General features: G+C 63.5%; 13 protein-coding genes and 1 tRNA gene. 4 read left to right on the plus strand and 10 right to left on the minus strand.

Features of this window, described 5'->3' with window-relative positions; translation table 11 throughout:
- Window positions 1-25 precede the first annotated feature (25 nt).
- The 3 genes from OB916_RS05170 to citZ form a co-directional block, all read right to left on the minus strand.
- Window positions 26-99 (minus strand) — tRNA-Lys (locus OB916_RS05170).
- 101 nt (window positions 100-200) lie between these two features.
- Window positions 201-872 (minus strand): DUF7119 family protein, encoded by a 672-nt coding sequence (locus OB916_RS05175; protein ID WP_315908222.1) that lies wholly within the window; start codon window positions 870-872, stop codon window positions 201-203.
- A 106-nt stretch (window positions 873-978) separates the two neighbouring features.
- Window positions 979-2,115 carry a citrate synthase gene (citZ, locus tag OB916_RS05180; protein ID WP_315908223.1) on the minus strand — a complete coding sequence of 379 codons (1,137 nt, stop codon included), beginning with the start codon at window positions 2,113-2,115 and terminating at the stop codon, window positions 979-981.
- A 240-nt stretch (window positions 2,116-2,355) separates the two neighbouring features.
- Here citZ and OB916_RS05185 point away from each other — a divergent pair, with 240 nt between their 5' ends.
- On the plus strand, window positions 2,356-3,237 hold the full coding sequence (locus tag OB916_RS05185; RefSeq protein WP_315908224.1) for a sensor histidine kinase: 882 nt from the start codon (window positions 2,356-2,358) through the stop codon (window positions 3,235-3,237).
- Between the two features lie 13 nt (window positions 3,238-3,250).
- On the opposite strand, the gene OB916_RS05190 is transcribed toward OB916_RS05185, so the two are convergent.
- Together OB916_RS05190 and ilvA are read right to left on the minus strand one after the other, a co-directional pair.
- Complete coding sequence (locus tag OB916_RS05190) at window positions 3,251-4,489, minus strand: aminotransferase class V-fold PLP-dependent enzyme (protein WP_315908337.1); 1,239 nt, start codon at window positions 4,487-4,489, stop codon at window positions 3,251-3,253.
- A gap of 136 nt (window positions 4,490-4,625) precedes the next feature.
- On the minus strand, window positions 4,626-5,837 hold the full coding sequence (gene ilvA, locus OB916_RS05195) for a threonine ammonia-lyase (protein ID WP_315908225.1): 1,212 nt from the start codon (window positions 5,835-5,837) through the stop codon (window positions 4,626-4,628).
- A gap of 284 nt (window positions 5,838-6,121) precedes the next feature.
- Between ilvA and OB916_RS05200 the strand changes: the two genes are divergently transcribed.
- From OB916_RS05200 to OB916_RS05210, 3 genes are all read left to right on the plus strand, one after another.
- Window positions 6,122-6,316, plus strand: coding sequence for a cold-shock protein (locus OB916_RS05200; RefSeq protein WP_157513551.1), 195 nt, complete (start codon window positions 6,122-6,124; stop codon window positions 6,314-6,316).
- Window positions 6,317-6,592: 276 nt separating this feature from the next.
- The gene (locus OB916_RS05205; RefSeq protein ID WP_315908226.1) at window positions 6,593-7,537 is read left to right on the plus strand and encodes a hypothetical protein; all 945 of its coding nucleotides are present in this window, start codon (window positions 6,593-6,595) and stop codon (window positions 7,535-7,537) included.
- 74 nt (window positions 7,538-7,611) lie between these two features.
- Window positions 7,612-7,926, plus strand: coding sequence for an ASCH domain-containing protein (locus OB916_RS05210; RefSeq protein ID WP_315908227.1), 315 nt, complete (start codon window positions 7,612-7,614; stop codon window positions 7,924-7,926).
- A gap of 88 nt (window positions 7,927-8,014) precedes the next feature.
- Here the strand turns inward: OB916_RS05210 and OB916_RS05215 are convergent, their stop codons facing one another.
- The 5 genes from OB916_RS05215 to OB916_RS05230 form a co-directional block, all read right to left on the minus strand.
- Window positions 8,015-9,859, minus strand: coding sequence for an ATP-dependent helicase (locus OB916_RS05215; RefSeq protein WP_315908228.1), 1,845 nt, complete (start codon window positions 9,857-9,859; stop codon window positions 8,015-8,017).
- A 45-nt stretch (window positions 9,860-9,904) separates the two neighbouring features.
- Window positions 9,905-10,063: a DUF7563 family protein gene (locus tag OB916_RS17075; protein WP_449267322.1), complete on the minus strand. Its 159-nt coding sequence runs from the start codon at window positions 10,061-10,063 to the stop codon at window positions 9,905-9,907.
- Window positions 10,064-10,131: 68 nt separating this feature from the next.
- Entirely contained in the window at window positions 10,132-10,437 is a 306-nt protein-coding gene (locus tag OB916_RS05220; protein ID WP_315908229.1) for a DUF7521 family protein, read from the minus strand.
- Between the two features lie 108 nt (window positions 10,438-10,545).
- Window positions 10,546-10,899 (minus strand): ArsR/SmtB family transcription factor, encoded by a 354-nt coding sequence (locus tag OB916_RS05225; RefSeq protein WP_315908230.1) that lies wholly within the window; start codon window positions 10,897-10,899, stop codon window positions 10,546-10,548.
- A gap of 354 nt (window positions 10,900-11,253) precedes the next feature.
- Window positions 11,254-12,999 (minus strand): excinuclease ABC subunit C, encoded by a 1,746-nt coding sequence (locus OB916_RS05230; RefSeq protein WP_315908231.1) that lies wholly within the window; start codon window positions 12,997-12,999, stop codon window positions 11,254-11,256.
- Window positions 13,000-13,045: the final 46 nt, after the last annotated feature.

A 13,045-nucleotide genomic window follows, 5' to 3' on the forward strand; every position in this document is an offset into this window, starting at 1 on the left:
TCGTCACGTCCGTTTCTCGCAGAAGCGGGCCGGATGGGAATTGAACCCATGACCGTCTGGTTAAAAGCCAGACGCTCTGCCTAACTGAGCTACCGGCCCTCACCTACAGGTCGGGCGGTGATCGCTTAAGACCTTACGATTGGTCGTCGTGTCGATTCTGGATCTACTGTCTGTCACAGACGGTCGAGCCCTTACCAGCGTCAACACGACGGGTCGTCGTACTCGATGGCGTCGGCCAGAAACGCCCCCGGCTCGGCGTTCGCCAGTGACGACTGCCGGCGGAGACAGAGATACGAATCGACCGGGAGATCGATCGTGAGTCGGCCGAGACGCCCATCGGTTTCCGCCTCGAGCGCCTCGGCGACGTTCTCGCCGTCGTTGACCCGGCTGGCGATCGATCGAACCTCTCTGACAGTCAGGTCGTGATCGAGTGTGGCCCAGGCCAGCAAATAGCGTGCCGTGCCGGAGACGCGAGCGATGTGCTTGGCCGCCGTCGGCGCGATCTCGCCGCGGGCGACGTGCCGACGGATCGCCTGCGGGAGGTCGTGTACCCGCGACCACTTGCGGATGAACGCGACTGTCGCCTCCCCGCCGGCGCGCTCGGCGGCCGCCTTGTAGGACCCCTCGCCGCGGACCAGCGCCGCACAGGCGGCGGCTCCCCGTAACACGTAGACGTTGTCCGCGTCTCCGGCCGTATTTCCGGCGAATGCTTCGACTGTCTCGGCAGCGCGGGCGACGCTCTCGGGATCGTCGGGATCGAACTGTACGGCCTCGTTCGGCCGCTGGCCGGTCAGTTCGGGATCGCCCCTGATGACCGGCTCACCGACCGGTGACTCACGATCGACTGGCGGCTCTGGCCCCTCCGGCGGCATTGCCCGTAGTAACGGGGTCGCTGCGGAAAAGCCTCTCGTCGCCGGTGATTTCTGGGACTTGTCGTCTGCTGACTCCGTGTCTGTCCGAACTCGCTGCTGAGTGCTGTCACTCCCGCTGCTCGATCGGGACGAACTTCTGATCGGTCGGCCCCACGTATCGTGACCGCGGCCGGATGAGGCGGTTGTCCGCCTGATACTCCAGGACGTGTGCGATCCAGCCGCCGACGCGACTCAGCGCGAAGATCGGCGTGAACAAATCGATCGGGATTCCCATCTGGTAGTACGTCGAGGCCGAATAGAAGTCCACGTTCGGAGCGATCCCCGTTTCTTGCTGCATGAACTCCTCGATCACCTGGCTGTAGGAGAACCACTTGAGCTCGCCGGAGGCGTTGCCCAGCTCTCGGGATTGATCGCCGAGGATCGCCGCTCGCGGGTCCTTCACGTCGTAGACTCGATGCCCGAACCCGGGAATCCGCTTGCCCTCCTCCAGGGCGTTGCGAGTCCACTCGACGACGCTCAGTTCGCTCTCGTCGATCTCCTTGAGCATCGCCATGACGTTCTGGTTCGCACCGCCGTGGAGGCCGCCTTTCAGCGTCCCGATAGCGCTCGTGACCGAGCTGTAGATGTCCGACAGCGTCGAGGCCGTGACCATCGCGGCGAACGTCGAGGCGTTGATCCCGTGATCGACGTGCAACACCAGCGCCATGTCGAAGATCTCGGCGAGCTTGTCGTCGGGGACCTCGCCGTTGAGCATATACAGGAAATTCGCGGCGTGATCGAGGTCCTCCCGAGGCGCGACCGGCTCGTCTCCGTCACGCATCCGCTTGAACGCTGCCACGATCGTCGGCATCTTGGCAGTGATCCGCTGGCCCTTCGCCAGGTCTTCTGCCCGCGTGCCGGGCTCGCCGTCTTCCTCGTCGTAGGCCGACAGCATCGATGTCGCCGTTCGGAGTGCTGCCATCGGGTTCGCGTCGGCCTCGGCCAGTCGCCGCACCGTCTCGAGAACGTCGTCGTGGACGGTCCGGTTCGCGGCCAGTTCCTCCTCGAAAGTCGCGAGTTCCGATGCTATCGGCAACTTACCGTGCCAGAGCAAATAGAGCACTTCTTCGAAACTGGCCTGCGCCGCCAGGTCTCCGATCTCGTACCCGCGATAGACGAGCCGTCCCTCGTCGCCGTCGATGTAGCTGAGTTCCGACTCGGCGACGAGGACGCCTTCGAGCCCCTTCTTGAGGTCGTCGGACATATTGTACTGCAATCAACCTCGGCGGAAAAACATTGTCGTTTCCGCGCTACACGTTCCCATAGTCTATCATGTGCTGTCTGTACTATTCTCAAAACATCCGGAACCCCAAACATCTGTCCGAACCCACGGCCAGCAGTATTTTGTTGCGGGGATTTGACCCCCACGCATATGCGTTACCCCTCCGTAGCGCCGACCGACGCATGCCCGATGGCCTCGCTCGATGATCCTCCAACGCCGTCGATGCCTGAGCTGACACCGAGACGGATCGCTGGCGTTTATCTCACGTTCGGAGTGCTGTGGATCCTGTTTTCGGATATGGTCGTCTACGCGTTCGTCTCGGATCCCGAGACCCGGTTTCGCGTCGAGGCCGCCAAGGGCGGCCTGTTCGTCGTCGTCTCGGGGGCGCTCGTCTACTGGTTGAGTGCCCGTGCCCAGCAGCGCCAGCGCGAGACAGCGGAGCGACTGCGACAGCAGACCCGCGAGCTGAGCATCTTCCACCGGATCGTCAGACACAACCTGCGCAATATCGCAACGGTCATCGGCGGCCGAACGGAGGCGGCCCGCGAAGCCGGAGAGGTCGAACCACATCTCACGGTCGTCGAACGCAAGGCCGACCGATTGGCGACCCTGGCCGAGAAGGCGAGCCTCCTGCGTGGCATTTCCGCGCAGTCGGCCGGCCAACGCGTCGAACAGGACCTCGCGAAGGCGATCGCCGAGATATGCTCCCAGTATCAGTCCGCGTATCCGGACGCCTCGATCGAGTTCGATAGCCCCGAGCACATGACGACGCTCGTCCCGGCACGGATGGGGTTCGCGGTCTCCGAACTGCTGGAAAACGCGATCGTACACGGCGGACCGGACGCCACCGTCGTGGTCTCGCTCCGGGCCGACAGCGAGACGGTCAAGGTGACGGTCGAGGACGACGGCCCGGGCCTCCCTGACGGCGAGCGGACCGCCGTCGAGGGCGACGTAGAGGACGTCCTCACTCACTCGGAGGGAGTCGGTCTCTGGCTCGTTCGCCTGGTCGTCGAGAAAGCCGACGGGCAACTCTCGGTAGCCAGTAGCTCGCTCGGCGGTGTAGCCGTGACGCTGTCCGTCCCGCGCGCCGACGGCGGATCTTGATATTCCGTCGAAATCAGGCAAATAGATCCCGCGCGTCGTCGATGGCCTCGACTAGCACGTCGATCTCTTCGCGCGTGTTGTAGACGTAGAACGACGCCCGCGCGGTCGCGGCAACGCCGAGTTTGTCGTGTAGCGGCTGGGTGCAGTGGTCGCCGGCCCGGATCGCGACGGCGTAGTCGTTGAAGATCGAGGAGAGGTCGTGGGCGTGCACGGATTCGAGGTTGAACGAGACCAGACCGCCGCGCTCCTCGCCGGCGGGCGGGCCGAACACCTCGATGTCATCGAACTCGGCGAAGCGTTCGAGCGTGTACTGGGCCAGCTCGTTCTCGTGGCGGGCGACCCGGTCCATCCCGATGTCTTCGAGGTAGTCACACGCCTCCGCAAGGGCAATTCCCTGGGCGATCGGCGGCGTGCCGGCCTCGAACTTCCAGGGGAGTTCGTTCCAGCGTGATCCCTCGAAGGTGACTTTCTCGATCATGTCGCCGCCGTAGAGGAACGGCTCCATCGAGTCGAGGAGGTGCTGCTTTCCGTAGAGAACGCCGATCCCGGTCGGGCCAGCCATCTTGTGGCCCGAGAAGGCGTAGAAGTCGGCGTCGATGGCTTCCACGTCGACCGGGCGGTTCGGGACCGCCTGCGCGCCGTCAATGAACGCCAGCGCGTCGTGATCGTGGGCCAGATCAACGAGATCGGCGACGGGGTTGATCGTCCCGAGCGTGTTCGAGACGTGCAGCGCCGACAGCATGGCGGTGTCGTCGTCGATCACCTCGCGAGCGTGATCCATGTCGAGGTGGCCGTCCTCGTCGATCCGGATGTACTCGACGTCCGCGCCGGTTCGTTCGCCGATCTGCTGCCAGGTGACCAGCGAAGCGTGATGTTCCATCTCCGTGAGGACGACCGTATCGCCCGGTCCGAGTTCGCGCAGCCCCCAGGCGTAGGCGACGAGGTTCTCGCTCTCGGTGGTGTTCTTCGTGAAGACGATCTCCTCGCGTCCCGCCGCGCCGATGAACTCGGCGACGCGGTCGTGGGCCTGTTCGTAGGCGATCGAAGCTTCCTGGCTGAGCTGGTGGAGCCCGCGGTGGACGTTGGCGTTGTACTCCAGGTAGTAGTCGCGGATGGCGTCGATGACCTGCGTCGGCGTCTGAGTCGTCGCCGCGTTGTCGAGATACACCAGCGGCGTGCCGTCGAACTCACGCTCCAGTACGGGGAAGTCTTCCCGGATGCGCTCGACGTCGAGCACCTCGGATTCGCGCACAGTCATTACCCTGATGTCGGGGACGGAGATACCTGGTTCCTTCGGTCCGCCTAGACCAGCTATGCCGTCGGGCCCTGCTCAACTCCGGCTACGGACTCGCCGAGGAGAGCCGTGCCGTCGAGTCCGGACAGCGCCATCAGACCAGGACCTCGATCTCGTATCCGCTTGCCTCCAGGGACTCGATCAACGCCTCGACGTGGTCGGGTCCTTTCGTCTCCAGGTCGAGTTCGACCTCGGCGTCGTTCAGCGCGATGTCCCGGGCGGCCCGGTCGTGCTCGATGGCGTAGATGTTCGCCCCCTGTTCGGAGATAATCTCGACCAGTCGTTCGAGTTCTCCGGGCCGATCCTTGAGGACGGTCCGCAGTCGGAGATACCGCCCGGTTTCTATGAGTCCGCGCATGATCACCGTCGTCAGGACGTTCAGATCGATGTTCCCGCCACAGAGCGCCGGGACGATGACCTCGTCGTCCTCGTAGTCGAATCGCTCGGCCAGAAGCGCCGCAAGCGGGACTGCGCCCGCCCCCTCGACGAGGGTCTTCGAGCGTTCGAGGAGTTTCGTCAGCGCGACGGCGATCTCCGAGTCGGTGACCGTGACGACCTCGTCGACGCGCTCGCGGATCACCTCGAAGGTCCGCTCGCCGATCTTCCGGGTGGCGATCCCGTCTGCGATCGTCTCGACGCTATCCCGTTCGACGATCTCGCCTTTTTCCAGCGACGCGGGGGCGCTTGCAGCCCCCTCCGCCTGGACGCCGATCACCCGGACGTCCTCGTCTCTGCCCTTGAGGGCCGTCGCGATCCCGGAGATCAGTCCGCCGCCACCGATCGGCACGACGACCGTCTCGACCTCCGGTAGGTCCTCGTAGATCTCCAGACCGATGGTGCCCTGCCCGGCCATTACCATCTCGTCGTCGAAGGCGTGGACGTACGTGCGCCCCTCCTCGCGTTCGATCTCGTGGGCGCGCTCGGCCGCGGCGTCGTAGTCTTCCCCGTAGAGGACAACCTCGCCGCCGTAGCTCCTGGTCGCCTCGACCTTTGAGACCGGAGCGTGCTCGGGCATGACGATCTTCGCGTCGACGCCCATCCGCGTGGCTGAAAGCGCGACTCCCTGGGCGTGGTTGCCGGCGCTGGCGGTGACGACTCCGGCCGCTCTTTCGGCGTCGCTCAGCGTCGCGATCCGGTTGGTCGCCCCGCGGATTTTGAACGCGCCCGTCCGCTGGAAGGTCTCCAGCTTCAGGTGGACCTCCGAACCGGTCATCGCAGAGAACGTATGTGAGTATTCCAGCGGCGTGTGCCGGGCGGTCTCGGCGACCCGATCGCGCGCAGCGAGTACGTCGGCAAACGACAGCATACTCGATAGTTGCGCCGCTGGCCAGTTAGGTGTGAGGGAGGAGGATGGAACGTGTGACAGCATCCTCAGATGCGTCGCGATCGAATATAAACGCCGGGGAAGCGGACTGAAAGTGAAACTACCGGACGGGAGTCGGGTTCCCATCACCGTCAGACGGATGGCAGACGACGGCCCGGTCGATCCGGCTCCGGCGACGAGCGTCCGGGGAGAGTGCGTCTCTCGGGGGCCGTGGTAACGGGACTCTCGGAAGCCTTACATATCCCCCTCCCTTCTGAATGATTGCAATGGCAAACGGTACGGTTGACTTCTTCAACGACACAGGCGGTTACGGCTTTATCGAGACTGAGGACGCGGACGAGGACGTTTTCTTCCACATGGAAGACGTTGGCGGCCCGGACCTCGAGGAAGGACAGGAGATCGAATTCGACATCGAACAGGCCCCCAAGGGTCCGCGCGCGACTAACGTCGTCCGACAGTAGATTTCGCACTATCGCTTTATCGCGATTCCGTTTTATTGACGCACCAAGTGAGAGCGGCTGCACTGGCGGCTATTTTCCCGTCCCTCCGAAAACGCTATGGTCTATTATGATAGACCATGAAGGAGAGACTCACCGATCACCTATCCAGTCCGGTGACGAGGTCTTCGCGGGCGTTCAGGAACGTGGCTTGGGGGTCAGCATCGGGGGCCTACACTAGCTATGAATGTCATGCTGCTCACCTGGAACATCGGCTCCATCTGTGGAGCGAAACGATACGTGGAGGAGTTGGCTACGGGATTCGCGAACCGACCCGAGGACCACGTTGATTCCGTATTCGTCGACGAGTCTCTATTCTGGGACGAGTGGGGTGGCAACGTACCCGGGGGGTACGATCTCTACGTTTTCACTGACTCCGTCCCTCAGTACTGGAAAGAGGACGAGTACGGTCGGTGGTGGATGGATCTTTATCACCAATTGCGCGACGAGGTCGTCTTCGCGGTCATGCACGACATCTGGTGGGAGACTGATCGGGAGTGGATTCTGGAGGTCATCGACGACGTCGACCGACTCGTCGCACCCCAGGAGCCGGTCGAGCGGAGTCTCGAAAACCTCCCCGCACCAACGGTCCTGATTCGTCATCCCCTCGATACGGCCCGCATGGATATCGTCGAGGACAAACAGCGCCTGATCGTCTCGGCATCACAGATCAAGCCCCGAAAGAACGTCGACCACCTGATCCGCGAAGTCCCGAACCTCAACCACGACGTCATCGTCCACAGCGAGCTGACCGAGGAGTATTACCGTCTCACAAGCGCCGAGGACCCCGAGTACGGCGACATCTGGGAGCAGGCGCTAGAGCACAGGATGCAGTTCGTGGGCGTGACGCCCGTCGAAGACCTGTGGGACCATTACCGGCAGGCGCGGTTCGTGGTCGACCTCCAGAGCGCCCCCGGATGGTCCCACGTGATCAACTACACGCAGATCGAACCGATGCTGTTCGGGGCGGTCCCGATCGTTTACGAGGACGTAGTCAACCCTATCATGGAGGACCACGTCCTGACGATCGATCATTACTCTGAACTCCCCGAAATCGTCGACGCCACCTCCGAGTCGGAGTTGCGGGCGATGCGTCGGGACAACGGCGAGTTCGTCGTCGATACGTTCCAGGCCGAGCGCATCGCTGGCGAGTTCGTCGCGGAGGCAGAGACCCTCCGACCGTAATCGCTCTTCTGTCTCGCGGACTCTGTGCCCTACCCGAAGCTGGCGTTTTTGACCCTCCGACGCCGAATGGAGATATGGCTCACAGAGACGCCGAGGAGATCCTCCCCGGAGGGCACTTGCTCGAGAAAGTCTCCAGCGGCAAGATAACCCAGCTCCACCGCGGGCAGGCCTACGCCGAGGAGGGTGATACCTTCGAGATCGACGGTACGACGTTCGAAGTCAACGACGTCACCGAGCGGACGCTCGGGGATCTGACCGACGAGGACGCACAGCGGGAGGGATCGCCCGATCTCGAACACTACCGGGAACGGCTCCGGCGTGCTCACGACGACTTCGAGTGGGACGATGACAGCGAAGTCGTGCGCCACCGCTTCGAGCCTGTAGAGTGAACGCACCGCTTCGGGTCGAATCGAGGCCAAAATACTCTGCGGGACGCGCCTGTCCGAACGACCGTCACACCGAGATGTCCGGAACCGATCACTGCGCCGGGGCGATCCCCTGGGCCTCGGCGAGCAACTCTTCGAGGTCGACGTCGGCCGGCTCGTTGTTGAGTAGCACGTCGACCGGCAGCGTCGGCGCACCGTCGACGAGGTTCTCCAGGATGACCAGCCGCTCGCGAGCCCGGGACATCCCGACGTAGAAGACCCGCCGCTCGTTGTCCGTCAGCGTCGGCACCGGCGAGGTGTGCTTGGTAAATTCGTCGACACCCGGGACGTCGATGCCTTCCTGTTCGACCGTCGCGGCCATCTGCTCGACGACCTTCTCGGTGAGGTCGGTCGCGACGAAGACGTGATCCGCTTCGCGGCCCTTCGCGGAGTGGATCGTGCCGAGCCGCAGCCGATCCGGCGCCATCCCCTCGTAGTCGCCGCCGAAGTACGCGTCGACGCTTCGCTCCTGGAAACTCGTGACTTTCCGGAGCATGTCGGCCGCCGCGACTGGATCGGGCGCGAAGGGCGCGTGGTCTTCGATCAGGTCGGGTTCGACGTATATTTCCTGGAGGTCGTCTATGTCCTCGTCCTCGGTGATATCGTCGATCGCGTCGAACAGATCGTCGCGCTCGCCGGTGCCGAACGCAGAGTCGGCCAACATGTCCGCCAGCCGCCGGGCCTGCAGCGCCGTCAGTTGCTCGCCGGCAGCGAGGTTCTCGATCCCCCGGACGTACTGTGTGAGCCGATCTGTCCACATCCGCTGGTCGGTCAGACACTTGAAAGGGATTCCCTCGCCGATGAACTCATCGATGAACTGGAACATCTGGTAGCGCGCCCGGAACAGTACCATCGCCGTCCCGTCTTCGTCCTCTTCGATGGTCGCTTTGACGTTGCGAACCAGATCGAGCATCGAGGGACTGGAGACGGCCTCGACGGTCCCGCCCTCTTTGCGGGGATTGAGGTCTTTCTCCTGGCGCTTGTCGATGTGGCTGACCTCCCTATTGACGACGTTGAGGATCCGCGAAGGCAGGCGATAGGAATTGGGCAGAATCTCGTCGTCGGTGACGTCCTCGTCGAGCAGCAGATCCGGGTCGGCTCCCTGCCAGGCGTAAACGACCTGGTCGTCGTCGCCGGCGATCAGGACCTTCTTCATGTGGGGCTTCCACTCCTCGTAGACGTCGTACTGCAGGGTCGTGATGTCCTGGAACTCGTCGATGATCAGGTAATCGACGTTCGGTAGCAACGAGCGCTGTTTGACCCGTTCGAGCATGTCGGCGAAACCGACCAGCCCCTGTTCGCCCTTGTAGGAGCGCCAGGCGCGGATCGCTTCGGGGACGTCGATCCGATCGTCGTCGCTCGGCCAGGTCGGCGTGTACTTGTTGCCCGTCTGGGCGTTGTCGTCGATCTCCGGCGGGAGACGGACGTTTTCCTCGTTCCACTGGAAGGGGACGTCGTACCAGTCGGCGACCTCCCGGCGAGTCCGCTGGAGCCACTGGCTGGTCGCGATGATCTTGTTACCCATCGTCGTCGACCGGGCCGACCGCCGTCGCGACCCTTCGTATTCGTCCTCGAACTCCAGTCCGTAGCTCTCACAGAACTCCTGTTTGTCGCTCTCGCCGACGACGTCGCCTCGCGAGAGGTTCAACAACTCGTAGGCTTTGGCGTGCATCGTGCTCACGTTGCCTTTCAGCGCACGCGGTGAGACGTCAAGGCGTTCCGCGAGTCGATCTCGGATCTCCGCTGCGGCCGCACGGGTATAGGAGACCACCAGCACGTCTCGAACGTCGATGTCGTCGTTTTCGAGCAACTCCTCGACGCGGTCGAGTAACGCGGTGGTCTTCCCGCTCCCCGGTCCGCCGAACAGACGGACAATCTGGGGATTCGCGTCAGTCATCGACACTAGAGACGGGCTTGTCCCTCATAAACAACGTGACTTCGATCAGGAATGCCGTGGCGACCGCGCCTCCCGTATCTCGGCACCGTCTCGGAGCTTGTCTTCACACTCCGGACAGACACGTGGATTGTCCACCCCACGCGGCGTAAACACTCGAGCGTACGCTTCGGTCACGAACGAACCACAGTTCTGGCATTCTGGCATGCTCCCGCACCCCGTTACATGCGCAACCTCAGAGCACTAATATATTAGTTTCGATGTATTCGAACGAGTCACCGATACAGCGAGAGATATAGCATCGCAAACCCGACGATGAAGGGGATCGTCTCGGCGGCCTGAAAGAAGATCCGGACGAGTTCGACTGTCTCCGCGACCCATCCGATCTGGGTGACGACGTTGCTCACGGCCACGCCCATGCTGATGAACGCGAATCCGATGAACGCGTACTGGAGTCGTTCGGTCTGTTGTGCGCGGTAGGCCTGAAAACTGATCACTGTCAGCCCGAGTGACAGACCGAACAACGCCAGTCGGAGGAGGATCAATGTACCCCGCGCGGCCCACACGGTGAGGTCCGACATATGCTCTCGTGGGGTAGAGACCTACTAAGGTATTTTCATCGCCCTCCGTGGCGGCTGTACAGAAATGACGACCCGACTGCACGAACGCGGACTGCTATGGGGAACCGATCACTCTGCGCCGAGCTCGTCCCAGAGCTGGCTGAAGCGATCCGGAAGGTTCTCGGTCCGATAGATCTGGACGCGATACTCGTCGTCTTCGAGCGAGATGACAGTGCTCTCGAAGTTCGATTCGAAGACCTTGTAGTGGTTGCCGTCCTCGGCGACCAGCGTCCGGTCGGTAACCAGATCGTACTCTTCGAGCATTTCGATGCGACGGTAGACCGTCGGCAACGAGAGGTCACACTCCTCGCTCAGTTCTTTCGCGGACTTTGGTTCGCGGCTGACCGCCGCGAGGACGCGCCGAGCGTGCTGGTCCCCGATCGTATCCAGGATCTCTTCGATGCTCCGGTCGTCGTCTGGCACTACACGTAGCTCTCGCGGGCAGTCACAAAAGGCTTGTTCGTTTCCGATCGCCGGCTCTCGCCGGGCAGGTTGCTTCGCGTTGCGAAAACGCTGACAGGGGATTAAGAGTCGTCCGGGTGCCTCATTCAGTGGATCACGTCCAGTCGCGACCGGCCATCTCGAACGATTGTTTCCACATCCCCCCAGGTGTCGGCGAGATAGCCATCCGTGATCCGAACGCCAGAAGCGACGCACTGGACGAGATCCGCCGGTGTGTGGCTCCACGCCGGAACTTTTTGCGAAGTGATAAACGCATCTCCAGATCGATCTAACCGCTCTGCCCGCTCTGAGTGACGTCAGAATCACCCCATCCGATCAAAGAGCTGTCCGGATCGATTCGGCCGTCGTCTCACCGATGCCCTCGACGGCCTGCAGTTCTTCGAGCGTGGCGTCACGGATCGCCTCGACGCTGCCGAAATGGCCGAGCAGTCGTTTGCGCGTTTCCGGGCCGACGCCCGGTACGTCGTCAAGCGGCGTCGAGACGTCGTCTCTGAGCGTCTGATGATACTGGACGGCGAAGCGATGGGCCTCATCGCGCACCCGCTGGAGCAGGTGGAGGTGGGGCGCGTCGTCGGGCCAGCGCTCGACGCCCTCGGGCGTGACGACCAGTTCTTCGGATTTGGCAAGCGCGATCGCCGGCACGTCCCAGCCGGTTTCCGCCAGTGCGTCGCGTGCCGCACCGAGTTGCCCCTCGCCGCCGTCGATCAACAGCAAATCCGGGTCGGGTCGGTCGTCGCGGCCGTCGATCGCTCGCTCGGCCCGCCAGCGGACCAGCGACCGCATGTTGGCGTAATCGTCGTTGCGATCCGGGAGCTTCTTCCGGCGGTAGTCGGCCTTCTCCGGACTGCCGTCGACGAAGACGACGTCGCTGCCGACGACTGATCGACCCTGCGCGTGACTCACGTCGAACCCCTCGATCCGCCCGACCTGATCCAGTCCGAGCGCATCGGCCAGCGCGGCCGTTTCGTCGCGATCGCCGCCGCGCCTGCGGGCGTTTTTCAGTGCCAGATCGACCAGCGTCGATTCTCGACCCGCACCGGGGACTCTGAGGTCGACGCCCTCGCCTTCGAGCCACGATCGCACCTTCTCGTCGCTGGGTCGATCCGACAACAGCAGGACGTCCGGGAGTTCGCGCTCGGCGTAATACTGGGCGACGAACGCGCCCAGCACCGCGCCCGCGTGCTCTCCCTGGGGGGCGTCAAGGCGGTGGCGCTCGCGCTCGACCAGCGAGCCGTCGACGCTCTGCAGGCGTGCGACGGTCGCCGTTTCGCCTTCGACGGTGACGCCGAGCACGTCGACGGTCCGCTCTTCGCTTCGGGGCGTCGCAACGGCGTCGCTACCCTCGGCGTGCAGCGACTCAACCGCGTCGAGACGGTCTCTGAGGTTCGCAGCCCGCTCGAACGCCTGTTGCTGGGCGGCATCGTCCATCTCCCGGCGTATCGGGTCCGCGACGACGCCGGTCTCACCCTCGAAAAAGCGCCGCACGGCTTCACAGTCCGCGCGGTAATCGGTCTCGCTTATCTCGCCAGTGCACGGCGCGGTGCACAGCCCCATGTCGTAGTCCAGACACGGGCGGTCGCGGCCGGCGTATTTGTGATCCGAACACCCTCGCAGTCCGTAGGTCTCCCGGACGGCCTTGAGGACCGTCTCCAGGCGGCTCTTGTCGGTGAACGGACCGTAGACGGTCGCGTTCTCGTCGGGGTCGCGAGTGATCTCGATCCGCGGGACGGGGTGGTCCGTGAGCTGGACGAGCGGGTAGGACTTGTCGTCTTTCAGCCGGACGTTATAGCGGGGCTGGTGGCGCTTGATCAGGTTCGCCTCCAGCAACAGCGCCTGGGTCTCGGTGTCGGTGACGACGGTGTCGATCGCGCCCGCGCGCTCGATCATCTGCCGGATGCGCTCGCCGCGCGGATCGGCGTAGGACCGTACCCGATCGCGCAGATCGACCGCTTTGCCGACGTACAGCACCGTCGCGTCGTCGCCCTCACGATCGAGAAACCGATACACGCCCGGTTCCCGCGGGAGATCGCTGGCTCGGTCACGAACCGCGTCGGCGTCCATCGCCCCGCTCTAGCGGCGACGACGGTTTGATACTGTCGGACGTACG

This window comes from Halapricum hydrolyticum (assembly GCF_025517535.1).
Lineage (GTDB): Archaea > Halobacteriota > Halobacteria > Halobacteriales > Haloarculaceae > Halapricum > Halapricum hydrolyticum.